This is a genomic window from Afipia carboxidovorans OM5 (assembly GCF_000218565.1).
Taxonomy (GTDB): Bacteria; Pseudomonadota; Alphaproteobacteria; order Rhizobiales; family Xanthobacteraceae; genus Afipia; species Afipia carboxidovorans.
Genome location: NC_015684.1, coordinates 868,605 through 886,288, shown reverse-complemented (window position 1 = coordinate 886,288; position 17,684 = coordinate 868,605). Strand labels below are relative to the sequence as shown.

Genomic DNA, 17,684 nt, shown 5'->3' with positions numbered 1-17,684 from the left:
CCCCGACGCACAGGGACGCCCCGGCCTGCGGGCCGGTCACTTGTCCTGGGGCATGGCATTGTGCGGGGAAGGACCGCCGGTCATCCAGTCCAGCAATTCGATGGTGTGAACCACGGGGATTGGCGCGCCTTCGGCATTCTTCAGTTCACTGCCGATCTGCACCATGCACCCAATATTGCCTGCCGAAACGATGTCCGGCTTGACGGATGCGATATTGGCGACCTTACGCTCGCGCAATCTCCTTGCAATCTCGGGCTGGAGGATGTTGTACGTCCCAGCCGATCCGCAACACAAATGACCTTCCGGGATATCTTTCACCACGAATCCGCTCTTGGAAAGCAATTCTTTCGGAAGCTCCCGGATTTTCTGTCCGTGCTGCAACGAACATGCGGAGTGATAGGCGACGACGATCTCGCTCTTCGGCTGCGGCCACTGCACATCGAGCGTGCCGATGTATTCGGTGATATCCCGCGCCAGCGATGAGATCCGCGCGGCTTTCTCCGCATAGGCTTTGTCTTCGCGCAGCAGATAGCCGTAATCCTTGATGGTGGTGCCGCAGCCCGAGGTCGTCACCAGAATGGCGTCGAGCCCCTTGGCGTCGGCCTCACGCACCCAGACGTCGATGTTGGCCCGCGCGCGCCGCAGCGCGTCATCATCATGACCCATGTGATGCGTCAGCGAGCCGCAGCACTGTTCATCCGCCACCAGCACGACCTCGATGCCGAGCCGGGTGAGAAGGCGAATCGCCGCCTGATTGATGTTCGGTCCGAGCACCTGCTGCGCGCAGCCCTGCAAGAGCGCCACCCGTCCCTTCCGCGTCCCCTGTGCCGGAAACACGCTGCCCCCGGCCGGACCCGGCGGCGGCAACGCCCCCGGTGCCAGTGCAAGCATCGCCCGCATCCGGTCGAACACCGTCGGCGGATGGCTCGGCTTGGCGGAGCCCGGCAGCAGGCCGACGAACGGCTTGGCGAGCCGCGCCGCCATCATGCCCATACGAAACAGGCCGGGGCGCGGCAGCACATAGGCCAGCATCGCGCGGATCAGCCGGTCGGCGAGCGGGCGGGTGTAGTGTTCCTCGACCCGGACGCGCGCCTGATCGATCAGATGCATGTAGTTCACGCCCGAGGGGCATGTGGTCATGCAGGCGAGGCAGGACAGGCAGCGGTCGATGTGTTTCACCACCTCGGCCGTCGGCTTCTGGTCCTTCTCCAGCATCTCCTTGATGAGGTAGATGCGGCCGCGGGGGCTATCGAGCTCGTCGCCGAGCAGCACATAGGTCGGACAGGTCGCGGTGCAGAAGCCGCAGTGCACGCACTTGCGCAGGATGGTGTTGGCCTCCCCGATATCCGGATCGGCAAGCTGGGTCGGTGTAAATTCGGTCTTCATGGCAAATCGTCCCGGCGCATGCGGCCGCGATTGAGAATGTGGCGGGGATCGAAGTTCTCTTTGATGCGGCGGCTCAGCGCCGCAACCCCCGGGGCCTGCGGCTGGAACACGTCGATAGCAGCACGCACCTCTTTCGGTGCACGCAGCAGCATGGCATGGCCGCCGGCCGCCGCGGCATGAGCCCGCACGGTCGCGGCATGGGCGTCGGCAGCGGGCGAAAGCGCAGCCCATACGAGCCCCCCGCCCCAGTCGTAGATCACTTCGCCGCCGGTATCGCGCTTTAGCGCAGTACCGAGCACGGCTCCCGCGGTCGGTGGGCAAACGATACGCCAGACCACATGGTTGCCGAGGGGCGATGTTGCCGCGAACGGCACCACGTCGCGCAGGGCCTGCCAGATCTCGACGGACGCCTCGGTGTCGACCGACTCGGCTTTGCCGAACGGCAGCAGCAATTCAGCGAGCGAGCGGGCACGGTTGGCAACCGAAACATCGATGCCCTCGACGCGAACCAGCGTCAGTGCCTGTACCGGCGCGCCGAGCCTGGCGAGGGCATCGCCGGGCGCGCGGGTCTCGGACACCGGCAGATGCGCCGCGCTGGAGACGTCGAAGGAGGAGCCGAGCGCCTTGGTCATCGCACGGTTGGCGGTGGCATCATCGAGGCCTCGCAGAACCAGCGTCACCTGCGACTCTGCTTTCGGCACCAGCTTGATGGTCGCCTCGGTCAGCGCCGCGAGCGTGCCCCACGAGCCTGCAAGCAGCTTGGAAATGTCATAGCCGGTGACGTTCTTCACGACGCGGCTGCCCGCGACGAAGGTGTCGCCGAAACCCGAGACGGCCTTGCCGCCGAGCAGATGGTCGCGCACGCCGCCCGAGCGGATGCGCCGCGAGCCGGCAAGACCCGCCGCAATCATGCCGCCGATGGTGCCTGCCCCTGAGCTGGTGCCGAGCAGCACCGAGGTGTCCATCGGCTCGAAGGCGAACTGCTGGTTCTTGGCATCCAGCATGGAGATCACGTCGGAGACCGGCGCGCCGGCCTGCACCGTGACGATCAATTCATGGGGCTCGTAGCCCGTCACCGCATTGAGCGCGGAGAGGTCGATGACTGTCGCCGCTTCGGTCGGCTGGCCAATATCGCGCTTGCTGGCGTGGCCGACGATATCCACCGGCTGTTCCGCCGCGATCGCCTCCCGGATCGCCCCCTCGACGTCCGCGGCATCGCGAACCTTCAACGTCTGCACCACGTCAACATCCTCTCTCACGCCACGCCTGCGGCATGCCCATCTGCATCCCCGTCATCGTCAGAACCTCGGAATGTCGGGGAATGGCAGCTTGCCGCCGTGCACATGCATCCGCCCCAGTTCGGCGCAGCGATGCAGCGTCGGGAACATCTTGCCGGGGTTGAGCAGCCCCTTGGCATCGAACGCGCACTTGATGCGCTGGTGATGAGCGAGATCGATGTCGCTCAACATTTCCGGCATCAGGTCGCGCTTCTCGACGCCAATGCCGTGCTCGCCGCTGAGGACGCCGCCGAGCTTCACGCACAGCCGCAGAATATCGGCACCGAAATCCTCCGCCCGCTGCATCTCGTCAGCGACGTTGGCATCGTACAGGATCAGCGGATGCAGATTGCCGTCGCCCGCGTGGAACACGTTGGCGCAGCGCAGGCCGTATTTCTTGCCAAGCTCGCGGATGCCGGCGAGCGCTTCCGGCAGCTTGCCGCGCGGAATGGTGCCGTCCATGCAGAGATAATCCGGCGACAGCCGACCAACTGCGGGGAACGCGGCCTTGCGCCCGGCCCAGAACAGAAGCCGCTCCTGCTCGGAGTTCGATATCTGGCAGGTGGTGGAACGGCAATCGAGCGCGATCGCCTCGACACGGCGGATCAGTTCGTCGACCTCGATGCTCGGGCCGTCGAGTTCGATGATGAGCAGCGCCTCGACGTCGAGCGGATAGCCCGCCTTCACGAACGCTTCCGCGGCATGGATCGCGTCCTTGTCCATCATCTCCATGCCGCCGGGAATGATGCCCGCGCCGATGATCCGCGCGACGCATTCGCCCGCGGCTTCCACTTCGGCGAAACCGACCATCAGCGCGCGTGCGGTTTCCGGCTTCTTGAGGATGCGTACGGTGATCTCGGTGACGACACCGAGAAGACCTTCCGAGCCCGTGATGATGCCCATCAGGTCGTAGCCGTCGTTCTCCGGTGCGCGGCCGCCGATGCGCAGAATCTCGCCGGTGATCAGCACGAACTCGCAGCCCAGCACGTTGTTGGTAGTGAGGCCGTATTTCAGGGAGTGCACGCCGCCGGAATTCTCCGCGATGTTGCCGCCGATCGAACAGGCGATCTGCGAGGACGGGTCCGGCGCATAATAGAAGCCCTCATGCGCAACCGCCTCACTCACCGCGAGGTTGGTCATGCCGGGCTCGACCACCGCGACGCGGTTGTCAAAATCGATCTCGCGCACGCGCTTGAACTTCGACAGCCCGAGCAGCACGCCGTCCGCAAGCGGGAACGAGCCGCCCGACAGCGAGGTGCCGTTGCCGCGCGGCACCACGCGGATGCCGTTGTCGTAGCAATACTTCAGGACCTGCGCGACCTGCTCAGTGGTATCGGGCAGCACCACGACCATCGGCGGCTGACGATAGGCGGTCAGTGCATCCGACTCGTAGGGCATCATTTCCCGTTCACTATCGATCACGCCCTCGCCGGGCACGATCTCGCGCAAGGCAGCGATGATCTCATCACGGCGGGCGAGAATGCCCTCATCGGGCGCAGGCATCTTGATCGTCATCGAACATCTCCGTGCGCGAGGCATCAACTTTTAATATATCAGTGATTAGGACATGATATATCTCAGGTTGACGGCATTTCCCCGCATTTCCCGACAGGCAGCTTCTTCTTTATCCTTTTGCCGCCCTGAAAGCATCACGTGCGCGCGCATGGCTTTTGCGCAATTACAGAAAGCAGCTTTTATCCGCACACGATAGACGTCGCCAATGTTTTTTGGCGACCATTTTGGTTCGTTGTTTGATGTACGACAACTTTGGTGCCGCGCAAGGCGTGCGTCAGCCGCCTGCGGCCATCCGTATCGGCAGCACCGCCTGCACCACAAGGCCCCGCGCGCGCGCATCAAGCACGCCGGCCGCGCGCAGTGCGAACAGCGAAATGTTCTGCACGGCTTCGCGCAGTTTCGCCTCGTCGCCCGTCGCATCGACTGCAAGCGGGCCGACCAGCGCTTCATGCAGCGCGCCGATCAGCGCGGTTGCCGTCAGCGCGGTATCCTGAGCGGGCAAATGCCCTGCCTTGATCGCGGCTTCGATCCGCCCCTCGATCTCGGCCGAGATCGCGCGGCGGCTCATCAGGCGCGAGGCGGTGACATCGACGTCCACCGGCTCGGCGAGAATGCCCCAGGCGAGCTTGCGGTGCGACACGACATGAACGGCGACGGTGGTGATTGCCGCCGCCAGTGCTGAGGACGGACCGGGCGCCGCATCGGCCGCGCGGCGGATCGCTATCAGTTCCCGATCGGAGACATCGGCAATCAATTCCGAGATCAGGTCGGCCTTGGAGGGGAAATAGCGATAGACCGTTCCCGCCGCGACATTGGCGCGGGCGGCGACGGGCGCGATCTGCACCGCCGCCATGCCGCCTTCGGCCGCGGTTTCGCGGGCAGCGGCCAGGATTGCGGCGCGACGCGCTTCCAGGCGCTTCACGACCTGATGTGTGCGGCGATAAACCATTGCGAGGATTGGTCTCCGAGAAAGAGTGAACACCAATTCAAATATGTTGGCAAGGATTTCCGCATACCTCCATGCAAATTTGTAGAGCGATGTTCGCCCTTTGGGAGAAGCTTTGAACGCCGAGAAGCAATGTTTCAGCGATGTGGCAGGCGGTTGCGGACCAGCACGATGCCCGCCAAGGCTGCAACGGAGAAGCCCGCACCGGCGAGAAACGTGCCCTGCGCCCCGGTCTGATCCCACAACAGCCCGGCCAGCACACTCGCCGCAAGCAGCATCACGCCACCGAGCAAATTGACGACGCCGAAGGCGGTGCCGCGCAATTCAGCCGGTGCGGTATCGGCAACGAGAGCCGCCACCACGCCTTGCGTGCAGCCCATATGCAGGCCCCACAGTGCAACGCCGAACGCAACTCCGATAAGGCTGGTCGTAAATCCAAGCACAATGTCTGCAACGACAAGCACCACAAGCCCGAACGCCAGCAGATCGACGCGACTCATCCGGTCCGACAGGACGCCGATCGGATAGGAGGTCAGCGCATAGACGACGTTCATCAGCACGAGCACGAGCGGCACCAGAAAGATCGGCATGCCGACGGCCTGTGCCTTCAGGATGAGAAACGCCTCGCTGAAGCGGGCGAGCGTGAATACGGTGCTGATCGCGACCGTGATCCAGTACGCCGCACCAAGCCGCCGCATCGCCTCGACGCTGAGTGGAGAATGAACCGCACGCGCGGTGCCGTCGCGTTCCGGATCATGAACCGCGAAAATAATCAGCAGCACCGACAGCACTGCCGGGATGACGGCAATCCAGAACACCGTCTGGAAATGGTTCGCGGTGAGCCACATCAGACCGATGGCGAGACCCGGCCCGAGAAACGCACCGATGGTGTCGAGCGACTGCCGCAGGCCGAAGCTCGCCCCTCGCAAATGGGCCGGCGCAATATCTGCCACCAGCGCGTCACGCGGCGCGCCGCGAATGCCCTTGCCGATGCGATCGATGAAACGCGCGGCGACGAGCCAGCCGACCGACGACGCAAGCGGAAAGATCGGCTTGGTTAGCGCAGCGAGGCCATAGCCGAACGCGGCCAGCCATTTGCGCTTGCCGAGCCGATCCGACAGCGCGCCGGAAAACACCTTCATGATCGAGGCGGTGGCCTCCGCCACGCCCTCGATCACACCGACCGCAAGTGCGGACGTGCCGAGCACGGTCATCAGATAGACCGGCAGCAGCGCGTGGATCATCTCCGAGGAGATGTCCATCAGCATCGAGACGAAGCCGAGCGCCCAGATCCCGCCGGGGATATCCCGCAGCCGGGTCCGCCGGGGCAAGGCGGCCGCGGACGGGCTCTCTCCCTTCAAGGGGTCGGGCATGGTGGACGCTCGGATTGGAGGAGTCGGCACAAAGAAAAAGGCGCAGTGTCATACTGCGCCTTCCTCGAATCGTATAGCGGCGAAAACGCCAGAGCACTTAGGCCTGCGGCTGCGGCTCCATCCCGGCATCGGGGCGCGGACGCGGCTTGCCGGTCGGCGGCACTGCCGAGGTGCGGGGCGTCGCCGGTTCAAGCACCGACTCGCGATTCGGCTTCTTGCCGTTGAGAAGATCGGTGATCTCGTCGCCGGTCAGCGTTTCGAATTCCAAGAGGCCCTTGGCCAGCGTTTCGAGATCGTCGCGCTTCTCGGTCAGAATTCGCGTCGCCTCGTTGTAACCTTCCTCGACGAGACGCTTCACTTCCGAGTCGATCTTCTGCGCGGTGGCCTCCGAGACGTTCTGCTGGCGATTAACCTGCATGCCAAGGAACACTTCGTCATTGTTCTCGCCATAAGCCACAGTGCCGAGTTCGTCCGACAGACCCCAGCGCGTCACCATCATGCGGGCGAGCCGCGTGGCCTGCTCAATGTCCGACGATGCACCGGACGTGACCTTGTTACGGCCGAAGATCATCTCCTCGGCGACGCGGCCGCCCATCATGATGGCGAGACGCGAGGTCATCTGCTCGAGCGACATCGACATCTTGTCGCGCTCGGGCAACTGCATGACCATGCCGAGGGCACGGCCGCGCGGAATGATCGTCGCCTTGTGGATCGGATCGGTCGCGGGCACGTTGAGGCCGACGATGGCGTGGCCGCCCTCGTGATAGGCCGTCAGCATCTTCTCTTCCTCGGACATGACGAGCGATTTGCGCTCGGCGCCCATCATCACCTTGTCCTTGGCCTCCTCGAACTCCGCCTGCGTCACCATCCGCTTGTTGCGGCGGGCCGCGGTGAGTGCAGCCTCGTTGACGAGGTTCATCAGGTCGGCGCCGGAGAAGCCCGGCGTGCCGCGCGCGATGGTCTTGAGGTTGATATCGGGCGCCAGCGGCACCTTGCGGACATGAACCTTGAGGATCTGCTCGCGGCCGACGACGTCCGGGTTCGGCACCACGACCTGACGGTCAAAGCGGCCGGGACGCAGCAGCGCGGGATCGAGCACGTCGGGGCGGTTGGTCGCGGCGATCAGGATCACGCCCTCGTTCGCCTCGAAGCCGTCCATCTCGACCAGCAACTGGTTCAGCGTCTGCTCGCGCTCGTCATTGCCGCCGCCGAGGCCGGCGCCGCGATGGCGGCCGACCGCGTCGATTTCGTCGATGAAGATGATACACGGCGCGTTCTTCTTCGCCTGCTCGAACATATCGCGGACGCGCGAAGCGCCAACGCCGACGAACATCTCGACGAAGTCGGAACCGGAAATGGTGAAGAACGGCACGTTGGCTTCGCCCGCGACCGCACGCGCGATCAGGGTCTTACCGGTGCCGGGCGGGCCGACGAGCAGCACGCCGCGCGGAATCCGTCCGCCGAGCCGCTGGAACTTGCCCGGGTCGCGCAGGAACTCGACGATCTCCTGCAAGTCCTGCTTCGCCTCATCGACACCCGCGACGTCCTCGAAGGTGACGCGGCCATGCGCCTCGGTCAGCATCTTGGCGCGCGACTTGCCAAAGCCCATCGCCTTGCCGGCGCCGCCCTGCATCTGCCGCGACAGGAAAATCCAGACGCCGATCAGCGCGATGAACGGCAGCCACGACACCAGGAGCGACACGAACCACGGCACGTTGTCGCCCTGCGGCTTCGCGGTGATCGACACCTTGGCATCGTACAGACGCTTCACCAGCGTCGGGTCGCTCGGCGCATAGGTCTGGAACGTAGTGCCGTTCGTCAGGGTGCCGTGAATCTCCGGACCTTGAATGACGACATCGCGCACGCGGTTCTGATCGACCTCGGTCAGGAGCTGCGAAAATGAAATGTCCTGGGACGCCGCGCGCTGGGTCGGGTTCTGAAACAGCGTGAACAGCGCAAGCAGCAGGAGGACGATAATGACCCACAGGCCAAAATTACGCAGGTTGGCGTTCATTCGTTATCCTTCACCGGCCCGACAGCGGACCTCCCGCTTGAGGTCCACGCCTGCCTGGGTCCGTATCTGGGCTCATATCATCCACAGTCCGGCCTGCCGGACCGCATCAATCTATGTGCCGCTGTCCCCAATGCCAAGGGAACTGGGCAAGACTATTTACCGCAATTAAGGCGTTCTTGGCGGTCCTCGAAATGATCTTCCGACGCCGATTGCCGCTGTGGTTAAGGCGCCTTTTCCGGCTCCCTATTCGGCTTTTCACTCTCACCGCGTGCGGCGCGGCGGTGCCGCGCGGACGACGAGACGACCCTTTTCGACACCCACGGTCATACCGCCGAGGCTGCGCTTGAACCTGCGGCCCTCGCGCTCCGCCTCCGCCATGCCGCGCAGCAGCGCCTCGATCTGTCCGAGTTCCGGCGCATGAACCGAGACATGGGCGGCGAGCGCACGCCGCAGCAGCCGCACCTGGATCTCCTCCGTCAGGGTCGCAAACAGCGCGGCGTCAAACCCCTCGCCGCCTCCGCCGCGCAGCCGCAGATAGCGCTCCGCGCCATCGGTCATCCGCTCGAGCGCCGCATCGGCACGCGACAGCCGCATCGCCAGCCGCGCAAAGGTGTGGGCATCCGCGCCCTCGGAGGCGAGCACCGGCATCATCGCGCGCAGCCGCGAGCGCGTATAGGCCGGGTCGTGATTGGTCGGATCGTTGGCGTAAGCGATCTTTGCGCGATTGAGCGTCGCAACGAGCCGGGCTTTCGGCACATCGAGAAGCGGACGCAGCAGCGCAACGCCGTGACGCTCCGACTGCGCTGCCATGCCGGCGAGCCCGGTGAGGCCGCTGCCACGCGTGAGACGCATCAGAATGGTTTCCGCCTGATCGTCCTGAGTATGGGCGGTCGCAATCGCAACCGCCGAGGCCGAACGCGCCGCGCGGGCGAGCAATTCGTAACGCGCCTCGCGCGCCGCCTCCGGCACGCCGGTCTTCGGCTTGGTGCCGCGCCATGTCAAAGTGCGATGGGCAATCCCGAGCGCGGAGGCCAGCCGCTTCACCTCGCGCGCCTCATGCGCCGCCGCCGCGCGCAGGCCGTGATCGACAGTGACGGCGAGAAGATCGGGACCTTTCTTCAGCGACCGGCGCCAGCGTGCCGCAAGCCACAACAGCGCCACGCTATCCGGCCCGCCGGACACGGCGAGCACCAGCGCCGGAAGGTTCTTCCATCCGGCAAAGAGCTGCCGGGCCTCCTGCGCTGAGATCGGCTCAGCAGCCGATACGTTTCTGTCCACGCGCGACACCTTGCTTCACGCCGCTCGATGCCCGCGGATATTTCCGCGCGACTTCACCGAACGCTGCACAGGCCGCATCCTTTTCCTTCAGTGCGGCGAGCGATTCACCGAGCCGCAGCAGCGCATCCGGCGCCTTGGCCGACTTGTCGTATTTCGAGGTCACGGCCAGAAACGCCTCCGCCGCCTCGCGATACTGCTTGCGCTGATACAGGCTCTCACCGAGCCAGTATTGCGCATCGCCGACGAGGCGGTCACTCGGATATTTCGTCGTAAAGTTACGCATCGTCTCTTCGGCAAGCGCGTAATCCTTACGCTGCATGTAGCCGATGCCGAGATCGAACTCGTCCTTCGGCGATTGCGTCGGCGGGGCCGTGGTGATGCTGCCACCGCCAGCGGCCGGCGGCGCGGAAGGCGCGGCCATACCGCCCGGGGATTCCAGACTCATCGGCGCACCCGGCTGTGCACCCGGTTGCGTACTCGGCTCAACGAAATTGGATTGTCCACGCATGCTGCCGAGCGGCCGTGGCGCGCCGGGCGCATTCGGATTCTGGCTCGGGTCGAATGCATCGCCGCGGTTGCCGCCGCGCGGCGATTGCACCGGGCCGTCGCTGTAAGGCGCGGACTGCGGCGCACCCTGCTCGCCCTGATACGGAGACTGCTGCGGCTGCGCCTGATACGGCTGCTGACCTTGATAAGGCTGGCCTTGATAAGGCTGCGTCTGCTGCGGCGGCTGGCTTGGGGGTGCCGGCCCACGCCCCGGGGCGGGCGCGGCACCACCCTGCAACTGGCGAAGCTGCTCTTCGAGAATCCGGTTGCGATGCTGCAACTCTTCGTTCTGGCCCGTCAGTTTGCGCAACTGATCGGACAGACGATCAATCTCCATTTGCGGATCGGTATCGTAACCCTGTGCATGCGCCATCGGCGCTGTCAGCGGCAACGCAAGCCACGCGCAGGCCAAACCCGCACCGGCAACAATTCTCAATCTCGACGACATGATGACCCGACGTTGTTTCCCGCCTCAAAACAAGGCTGCGAAGGATGAGAGATTTAGTACGCCAAAAATGTGACTGCCGACAGGGCTAGCATCTATTGTTGAGGCGCGTTTTCTTCACGCGAACCGGCCCCCATCCTCGGGTCAGGCCCGAGGACATGCTTCGCTTGAAAACGCTTCCTGCCACTCCCGACAATAAAAACGGCGCCGCAAGGGCGCCGTTTCATTCCGGAGGAGGACCGGGAGATTACGAACTCGCGTTCAGCACCGTTACAGCGCGGCGGTTCTGCGACCAGCAGGAGATGTCATTACACACTGCAACCGGCCGTTCCTTGCCGTAGGAGATCGTGCGCATGCGGCTCGGGTTGATGCCGCGCGAAGCGAGGAAGTTGCGGACCGACTGGGCACGCTTGGCACCGAGCGCGATGTTGTATTCGCGCGTGCCGCGCTCGTCGGCGTGACCCTCGATGGTGAAAGTGTAGCGGGGATACTGCTGCAGCCACTGCGCCTGCTTTTCGAGGGTGTTGATCGCCTGCTGCGACAGCTCGGTCTGGTCGCTTTCGAAGAACACGCGGTCGCCGACATTGACCACGAAATCCTGCTGGCTGCCTGGCGTTGCTGCGCCGGCCATGCCGCTGCCGTTCAAGTCGCCGTTCTTGTTGGCGCAAGCGCCGACCGACAGGGCGACGACCAGCACGGCCGCCAATTTGAATCCTTGGAGGATACGCATTTGGGAGAACATTCCGGAGCCTCCACGCTCGGGTTTTTCAGAACAGGCTTCGGTCTACGCCCGCTTGGTTAAGCGAACGTTCCGTCAACCTTGATGGGTCGTTGCCAAAGTCGGTCAAATGCCCCTGAATCGCTTAAAGCAATGGCGATGGTTAATAGGGTGTAAATGTGGCGCGACATTGAAATCAAAACCGCCGGGCGAACAAAGCCGCCCGGACCCAACCCGGCATAAGTTTCGACTGAAACCGCCCTGCCGTCAGGACAGGAGCGGCGACCAGGCAGGATCGGAGGCGAAGCCCGGCGTCGGAACCTTGAGTTCATTGCGGCCGGAAATATCCACCGTGTAGAGGTTCGGCCCGCCGCCGAGATCGCGGAAGAACATCAGCACGCGGCCGTTCGGCGCGAACGTCGGACCTTCATTATGATAGCCCGAGGTGAGGATGCGCTCGCCCGAACCGTCCGGCTTCATGATGCCGATGGCGAACTGCCCGCCGCCCTGCTTGGTAAAGGCGATATAGTCGCCGCGCGGCGACCACACCGGCGTCGAATAGCTGCCATCGCCGAACGAGATGCGCTGAGCGGCGCCGCCGTTCGCGCCCATCACATAGATCTGCGGCTTGCCGCCACGATCGCTCTCGAAGCAGATGCGCGAACTATCCGGGGCATAGGACGGCGAGGTATCGATCGCCGGCGTATCGGTGAGGCGCGTCGTCGATTTCGAGCGCAGGTCCATCACATAGAGGTTGGAGTTGCCGCCCTGCTGCAGGCTCATGATGATGCGCTGGCCATCGGGCGAGAACCGCGGCGCGAACGACATGCCGGGGAAGTTGCCGACGATCTCGCGCTGGCCGGTCTCGACATTGAACAGATAAACGCGCGGATCGCCGCCGCCGAATTCCATGTAGGTGATTTCCTGCGTGGTCGGCGAGAACCGCGGCGTCAGCACGAGGTCGGCGCCACGCGTGAGATAGCGCACGTTGGCGCCATCCTGATCCATCATCGCGAGCCGCTTGACGCGCCGGTCCTTCGGGCCGGTCTCGTCGACGAACACCACACGGCTGTCGAAGTATCCTTTCTCGCCGGTGAGGCGCTCATAGATCTGGTCGGAAATGATGTGCGCCACGCGCCGCCAGGATTCCGGCGAGGTGAAATATTGCTGGCCGGTGAGCTGCTGCGCCGCCGGCACGTCCCAAAGACGAAACTCAGCCTTGAGGCGGCCGTCGCCCTGCCGCGTCGCGCGGCCGGTGACGAGCGCCTGCGCATTAATCTGCCGCCAGTTCTGAAACTGCGGCGCGACGTCGATGTTGGAGATACGCTCGATATAGGCCGCCTGATCGATCGGCGCGAACAGGCCGCTGCGACGCAAATTGTTGGTGATGACCGAAGCGATGCCGGTGCTGACTTCGTTGTCAGCCTGTCCACCCGCGACGAAATTCGGAATCGCGATCGGGATCGGCTGGAAGTTGCCTTCATTGATGCGCACGCGCGCCTGACCGAAAGCCCGGTCGAAAGGCGCAGCCATCATCAGGCCCGCCGTTGCGGCGCCGCCAAGCATCTGCCGACGCGTCAGAATGAAAGGGGTCGGAAAAACGTCGTCGTTATTCATCGTCAAATGTTTCCCACACGGCGCAATCAAGCCGCGTCTCAAGAGGTCCGTTCGGTGAAGACCGGCTCGAAGAATTTCCATTCCTCAAAATACGCCGCCGGCAGTTTATAAGGCTGGCATTCGATAATCGCGCGCCGCGCGCTTTCCTGATAGACGCGGAAGTAAGGCGAGTTGCTGCCCGGCAGCGGCACCGGCATCGCCTCGAGCGTGCCGTCGCGCTTCAAACGGATATCGAAGCTCGCCTCGATCTGCTGCGCTTCGATGCCGCCGTAAGGCTTCTTCCAGCACCGCTCGACCTGACTCTTGAACATCGCGCCCCAGGTCGCGGAGTTATCGGCCGCGCGCCCGTGCGAGAGGCCGAGTGCCGCCTGCGAATTCAATTCCGAGCCGGTGACAGAGCGGCGCGAGGGATCGCGCTTGTCGAGCAACGCTGCGATCTTCGACTGATCGAACACGCGGTCGCGCTTCGGCTCGGGCGGCTTCGGTGGCGCGGCCTTGGCCTGCTCCTTCGGCGCGGGCTTTTTCGCCTGCTCCTTCTTCAAGGCTTCCGCGATCGGATCGACCTTGGCAGGATCGGGCTTCTTCTCAGCGGGCTTGGTTTCTTCCTTCGGCTTTTCCTGCGCGACGGGCTTCGGCGGATCGGGCTTCTTCTCGACCGGCTTCTCCACCGGCTTCGGCGGCGGCTCGGGTGCCGCGTCGGTCACGACCGTCTGCTTCTTGTCGTCGACCTTGCCGACCGGATCGTCCTGCGGCGGAGACGGCTCGGCGACCTTCTCGACGAGCGGCTTCGTCACTTCCTTCTTGCCGGTCTTGATGCCCTGCGTGACCTTGGCGAGCTGGTCGGCGGAAATGATATCGACCGGCAGGGATTCCTCCGGGCTCGTCTCGTACATCCTGGTCGAGAACGACACGAGTCCCCAGCCGATCACCAGAGCGTGCAAAGCGACAGACGCAGCGAGGGTCCGGTCGATCTTCACCTCAGCCCCCCTGCTCGACCTCGGTGACGAGAGCAACGCGCTTGAAGCCGGCCGACGACAGGCGCCCCATCACCTTCATGATGGTGCCATAGTCGGCCTTGGTGTCGCCGCGCACGAAGATGCGCTCTTCGGTGCCGCCGCGCGCCTCGGTGATCGCCTTGAGTTTGGGAATGAGTTCGTCCGTCGTGATCTCGGTGTTGTTGAGGAAGATCTTGCCGCTGACCTGCACCGACAGCGTGAGCGGCTCCTTGTCCTGATCGAGGCTCTTGGCCGCAGTCTGCGGCAGATCGAGCGGCACGCCGACCGTAAGCAGCGGCGCCGACACCATGAAGATGATGAGCAGCACCAGCATCACGTCCACCATCGGCGTGACGTTGATCTCGGCCATGACGGCACCACGCTGATGGCGACGTCGTCCGCCGCCGCCCGCTGCTCCGCCCATGCTCATGCCCATGACAGTTTGCCCGCCGTTTGACTTCAGGCCCGCTCGTCGATCTGACGAGACAGGATTGCAGAGAATTCATCGGCAAACCCTTCCAGGCGCTGGGCCTGGCGGTTCACCTCGGACGTGAACTTGTTATAGAAAATTGTCGCCGGGATGGCGGCGATCAGGCCGATCGCGGTGGCGAACAGCGCCTCCGCGATGCCGGGCGCCACCACCGCGAGCGAGGTGTTCTTCGAGGCTGCGATCGACTGGAAGCTCGACATGATGCCCCAGACGGTGCCGAACAGACCGACGAACGGGCTTGCCGAGCCAACTGTTGCCAGCACCAAAAGCCGCCGGTCCAGCCGCTCGATCTCGCGCGCGATCGACACGCTCATCACCTTGTCGATGCGCGTCTGCAATCCGGCGAAGGAACGCGAGTGGCTCTCGAACGAGCGCTTCCATTCGCGCATCGCCGCGACAAACAGCGCCGACATCGAATGCGTGGGTTTCGCCGACAGCGCGCGGTAGAGCTCGTCGATCGATTGCCCGGACCAGAACGCCTGCTCGAAGCGATCCATCGCGCGCCGCGTGCGGGCGTAAAGGAACGTCTTGTCGATCGCGATCGCCCACACCCAGACGGAGCAGGCGAGCAGGCCGAGCATCACGATCTTGACGACGATGTGCGCCTGCCAGAACAGCGCGATCAACGACACGTCGGAGGAAGCCACCGGCAAGGCGGATTGTGCCACATCGGCTGGATTCATAATTGCGGTCCTCTCCCGGCCAGCATTGCCAAAATACTCTGCACCGCGGCCCTGCCACCGGTCGGGCAAAAGCGGGCCGCTGCGCAACACGGACGCCGCCCTGAAGCCCGGTTCAATTTCGCTTGGCGTGGACGGCCGTCCCCAGGCCGCGCTCGTAACTTCCCCGCCAACATGTCAAAATGAGGGCTTCCGGACCGGCGTCCCCCGCCACACCTGACGCCGAGCATGGTTAAGACAAGGTTACCAGCAAGCCGCACAGAGCCGGAAAATATCGAAATTACAGGAATGGATGCAAATGCTTGACCGCTTCCGCAAGGTTTCGGCCCGCTCGTCCCACCCCCGCTGCAACCGCCCGGCGAGGGTTGCTGCCGGTTCCCTGCAAATCCGATGACCACCACGGCCCAGACCACCCCCACGAGAGGCGAGAGCATGCCCGGCGAAACCGCCGCCGCCTCGCTCCTGATTCTCTCCAACCTCATCCCGATCGCCGGCATCGCGCTGTGGGGATGGGACGCTTTCGTGCTGCTCTGCCTCTACTGGCTGGAAACCGCGATCATCGGTTTCTGGATCATGGTGCGCTACATCTTGCTGAGCCACCCGCCGGGCTCCCTGACGGTGCGCGCCGTGCTCGGCGCGATGGCGATCTGCAGCTTCTTCGTTTTCCATGCCAGCATCTTCATGTCGGTGCACATGGGCTTCCTGTGGGCGCTGTTCGCCGGCGACTGGGCCAAACGCATTCACACACCCACTGAAGCCGTCCACCTTCTGCTGATCGGCGAGGCTCTCTGGATTCCGCTGGCGATGGCGATCGTCGGCCAGGGCGGGATGACGCTGATCGATCTCGTCCGGCGTTTCGTTCTGCGCAGACCGGTGACGATCGACACCGCAGGTCTCGTCACCGGCTTCTACAAACGCATTTTGCTGATGCACGCCGCGATCATGATCGGGGCCTTCGTCGCGCTGAAAATCGGAAGCACCGGGCCGCTGGTGGTTCTGGTGCTGCTCAAGACCATGGTGGAATTCGTCGTGCTGTTCCGAATGCGCCGCGACACCGGCACGACCGTCACGTCAAAGAAATAGCCCGCCCGCGGATGCGGACGGGCTGGCAGGTCATAACCTGAACTGCGCCGTAAGGGTTAGCTCTGCGGCTGGTCGCCGGCCGGACGCGGACGGTGCTGCGCCATGAAGGCGTCGAACTCTTCCTTATCCTTGGCGTGACGCAGACGTTCGAGAAATTCCTTGAACTCCTTCTGCTCTTCTTCGAGGCGGCGCAGCGTCTCCATGCGATACTCGTCGAACGCGCGGTTGCCGCTCGAAGGCCCCCAGAAGCCGCGGCCATCCATGCGGCTGCGCATGCGGTCCATTTTCCACTGCATGCGCTCCATCTTGTCGGCGAAGCGTCCGTGATAATTCCAGCAACCCATTTTCCTGCTCCAGAAGGTGTAGGCGAGCGCTGCAAGACCGAGCGGCCACCAGATGATGAAAGCGGCGATGATGACGAGGATCGATGCCGGATGGCAGCCCGGACGCCAGCCCTCATGCCGCCAGGCAAAATCGTCGTGGCGCGAACCGGCAAATGCCGGGCGGCCTGATCGGTCGAAGTCTGCGGTATTTGCCATGCGAGTCTCCTCGTCGTGAATGTAAATAACATTTACATAGCTAATCCATCCCGCCGGATTGTCAAGCGCGACACGTTTGCCTGCCTGCAAATTTAATCTACGGGGCGGGTTCCAGCCGCGCCGGGAAACCGAGACCCTTGAGGTAGACAAGCACGCCTGCCTCCAGAAGATCCTCCGCCGACATCGGCAGCTTGCGCGAGGTGGCATCGCCCCGCCCGAACAGCGACGCGATGCCGTGCGAGAGCGACCAGATGTGCAGCGCCATCATCAACGCCGGCGGGCGCGGCACGTTCGGCGGCGCGAGCGCCACCAGCCGCTCGGAGGCGGCGCGGATGATCGCAAACGCGCGTTCGCCCGCGATCAGCAACGCCGGATTGTCCTGCAATGGCAGGCCGGATTCGAACATCGCCGAGTAATAGGCCGGGTGCTCGCGCGCGAAGGCGAGATAGGCCTTGCCGACCCGCGAGAACGCCGCCAGCGTATCCGGGCGGCCGTCATCCCATGCCGCGGACAACTGCTTCTCGAACAGCTCGAACCCCTGCTGCGCGATACTCGCCAGGAGTTCGTCGCGATCGCGGAAATGCCGATACGGCGCAGCCGGGCTGACGCCGGCCGAGCGCGCGGCCTCCGCGAAGGTGAAGCCCGCAGGCCCCTTTTGCGCGATGAGGTCGAGGGCCGCTTCGATCAGCGCTTCCCTGAGATTGCCGTGATGATAGCCGCCTTCCCGGCGGCCGCGGTGCCAGCTCATGTGAATGTCTTTAACATGGGCAGCGGTGCGAGCG

Annotated in this window: 16 protein-coding genes; 1 reads left to right on the top strand and 15 read right to left on the bottom strand. The window is 64.1% G+C overall.

Going from position 1 to position 17,684, the window contains the following annotated elements:
* Positions 1-36: 36 nt before the first annotated feature.
* From glcF to tolQ, 13 genes are all read right to left on the bottom strand, one after another.
* Positions 37-1,386, bottom strand: coding sequence for a glycolate oxidase subunit GlcF (gene glcF, locus OCA5_RS04220; RefSeq protein ID WP_012564411.1), 1,350 nt, complete (start codon positions 1,384-1,386; stop codon positions 37-39).
* Entirely contained in the window at positions 1,383-2,627 is a 1,245-nt protein-coding gene (locus OCA5_RS04215) for an FAD-binding protein (RefSeq protein WP_012564412.1), read from the bottom strand. Before OCA5_RS04215 ends, glcF begins: the two co-directional genes overlap by 4 nt.
* 57 nt (positions 2,628-2,684) lie before the next feature.
* Positions 2,685-4,178 carry an FAD-linked oxidase C-terminal domain-containing protein gene (locus OCA5_RS04210; protein WP_012564413.1) on the bottom strand — a complete coding sequence of 498 codons (1,494 nt, stop codon included), beginning with the start codon at positions 4,176-4,178 and terminating at the stop codon, positions 2,685-2,687.
* A 274-nt stretch (positions 4,179-4,452) separates the two neighbouring features.
* Positions 4,453-5,127: a TetR/AcrR family transcriptional regulator gene (locus tag OCA5_RS04205; RefSeq protein ID WP_012564414.1), complete on the bottom strand. Its 675-nt coding sequence runs from the start codon at positions 5,125-5,127 to the stop codon at positions 4,453-4,455.
* A 134-nt stretch (positions 5,128-5,261) separates the two neighbouring features.
* A complete protein-coding gene (locus tag OCA5_RS04200; RefSeq protein WP_012564415.1) occupies positions 5,262-6,497 on the bottom strand; it encodes an MFS transporter in 1,236 nt (411 codons plus the stop codon).
* Positions 6,498-6,594: 97 nt separating this feature from the next.
* Positions 6,595-8,511 carry an ATP-dependent zinc metalloprotease FtsH gene (gene ftsH, locus OCA5_RS04195; RefSeq protein ID WP_012564416.1) on the bottom strand — a complete coding sequence of 639 codons (1,917 nt, stop codon included), beginning with the start codon at positions 8,509-8,511 and terminating at the stop codon, positions 6,595-6,597.
* 261 nt (positions 8,512-8,772) lie between these two features.
* Positions 8,773-9,798: a tRNA lysidine(34) synthetase TilS gene (tilS, locus tag OCA5_RS04190; protein WP_013912863.1), complete on the bottom strand. Its 1,026-nt coding sequence runs from the start codon at positions 9,796-9,798 to the stop codon at positions 8,773-8,775.
* Positions 9,764-10,783 carry a tol-pal system protein YbgF gene (gene ybgF, locus OCA5_RS04185; protein ID WP_012564418.1) on the bottom strand — a complete coding sequence of 340 codons (1,020 nt, stop codon included), beginning with the start codon at positions 10,781-10,783 and terminating at the stop codon, positions 9,764-9,766. Before ybgF ends, tilS begins: the two co-directional genes overlap by 35 nt.
* A 244-nt stretch (positions 10,784-11,027) precedes the next feature.
* Positions 11,028-11,522: a peptidoglycan-associated lipoprotein Pal gene (gene pal / locus OCA5_RS04180; RefSeq protein WP_013912862.1), complete on the bottom strand. Its 495-nt coding sequence runs from the start codon at positions 11,520-11,522 to the stop codon at positions 11,028-11,030.
* Positions 11,523-11,765: 243 nt separating this feature from the next.
* Positions 11,766-13,115 carry a Tol-Pal system beta propeller repeat protein TolB gene (gene tolB, locus OCA5_RS04175; protein ID WP_012564420.1) on the bottom strand — a complete coding sequence of 450 codons (1,350 nt, stop codon included), beginning with the start codon at positions 13,113-13,115 and terminating at the stop codon, positions 11,766-11,768.
* A 38-nt stretch (positions 13,116-13,153) separates the two neighbouring features.
* Positions 13,154-14,092 carry a cell envelope integrity TolA family protein gene (locus tag OCA5_RS04170; protein ID WP_012564421.1) on the bottom strand — a complete coding sequence of 313 codons (939 nt, stop codon included), beginning with the start codon at positions 14,090-14,092 and terminating at the stop codon, positions 13,154-13,156.
* Position 14,093: 1 nt separating this feature from the next.
* Entirely contained in the window at positions 14,094-14,546 is a 453-nt protein-coding gene (gene tolR, locus OCA5_RS04165) for a protein TolR (protein ID WP_012564422.1), read from the bottom strand.
* Positions 14,547-14,569: 23 nt separating this feature from the next.
* Positions 14,570-15,283: a protein TolQ gene (tolQ, locus tag OCA5_RS04160; RefSeq protein WP_012564423.1), complete on the bottom strand. Its 714-nt coding sequence runs from the start codon at positions 15,281-15,283 to the stop codon at positions 14,570-14,572.
* Positions 15,284-15,712: 429 nt separating this feature from the next.
* Between tolQ and OCA5_RS04155 the strand changes: the two genes are divergently transcribed.
* Entirely contained in the window at positions 15,713-16,363 is a 651-nt protein-coding gene (locus OCA5_RS04155; RefSeq protein WP_013912861.1) for a DUF6498-containing protein, read from the top strand.
* Positions 16,364-16,419: 56 nt separating this feature from the next.
* On the opposite strand, the gene OCA5_RS04150 is transcribed toward OCA5_RS04155, so the two are convergent.
* Together OCA5_RS04150 and OCA5_RS04145 are read right to left on the bottom strand one after the other, a co-directional pair.
* On the bottom strand, positions 16,420-16,902 hold the full coding sequence (locus OCA5_RS04150; RefSeq protein WP_012564425.1) for a DUF2852 domain-containing protein: 483 nt from the start codon (positions 16,900-16,902) through the stop codon (positions 16,420-16,422).
* Positions 16,903-16,999: 97 nt separating this feature from the next.
* Positions 17,000-17,650: a TetR/AcrR family transcriptional regulator gene (locus OCA5_RS04145; RefSeq protein ID WP_012564426.1), complete on the bottom strand. Its 651-nt coding sequence runs from the start codon at positions 17,648-17,650 to the stop codon at positions 17,000-17,002.
* Between the last annotated feature and the right edge of the window lie 34 nt (positions 17,651-17,684).

Excerpts from the sequence above, each read along its gene's own strand:
- glcF (WP_012564411.1), bottom strand. The coding sequence starts at position 1,386 with ATGAAGACCGAATTTACACCGACCCAGCTTGCCGATCCGGATATCGGG.
- OCA5_RS04210 (WP_012564413.1), bottom strand. The coding sequence starts at position 4,178 with ATGACGATCAAGATGCCTGCGCCCGATGAGGGCATTCTCGCCCGCCGT.
- OCA5_RS04205 (WP_012564414.1), bottom strand. The coding sequence starts at position 5,127 with ATGGTTTATCGCCGCACACATCAGGTCGTGAAGCGCCTGGAAGCGCGT.
- OCA5_RS04200 (WP_012564415.1), bottom strand. The coding sequence starts at position 6,497 with ATGCCCGACCCCTTGAAGGGAGAGAGCCCGTCCGCGGCCGCCTTGCCC.
- ftsH (WP_012564416.1), bottom strand. The coding sequence starts at position 8,511 with ATGAACGCCAACCTGCGTAATTTTGGCCTGTGGGTCATTATCGTCCTC.
- ybgF (WP_012564418.1), bottom strand. The coding sequence starts at position 10,783 with ATGTCGTCGAGATTGAGAATTGTTGCCGGTGCGGGTTTGGCCTGCGCG.
- pal (WP_013912862.1), bottom strand. The coding sequence starts at position 11,522 with ATGTTCTCCCAAATGCGTATCCTCCAAGGATTCAAATTGGCGGCCGTG.
- tolB (WP_012564420.1), bottom strand. The coding sequence starts at position 13,115 with ATGAATAACGACGACGTTTTTCCGACCCCTTTCATTCTGACGCGTCGG.
- tolR (WP_012564422.1), bottom strand. The coding sequence starts at position 14,546 with ATGGGCATGAGCATGGGCGGAGCAGCGGGCGGCGGCGGACGACGTCGC.
- tolQ (WP_012564423.1), bottom strand. The coding sequence starts at position 15,283 with ATGAATCCAGCCGATGTGGCACAATCCGCCTTGCCGGTGGCTTCCTCC.
- OCA5_RS04155 (WP_013912861.1), top strand. The coding sequence starts at position 15,713 with ATGCCCGGCGAAACCGCCGCCGCCTCGCTCCTGATTCTCTCCAACCTC.
- OCA5_RS04150 (WP_012564425.1), bottom strand. The coding sequence starts at position 16,902 with ATGGCAAATACCGCAGACTTCGACCGATCAGGCCGCCCGGCATTTGCC.
- OCA5_RS04145 (WP_012564426.1), bottom strand. The coding sequence starts at position 17,650 with ATGAGCTGGCACCGCGGCCGCCGGGAAGGCGGCTATCATCACGGCAAT.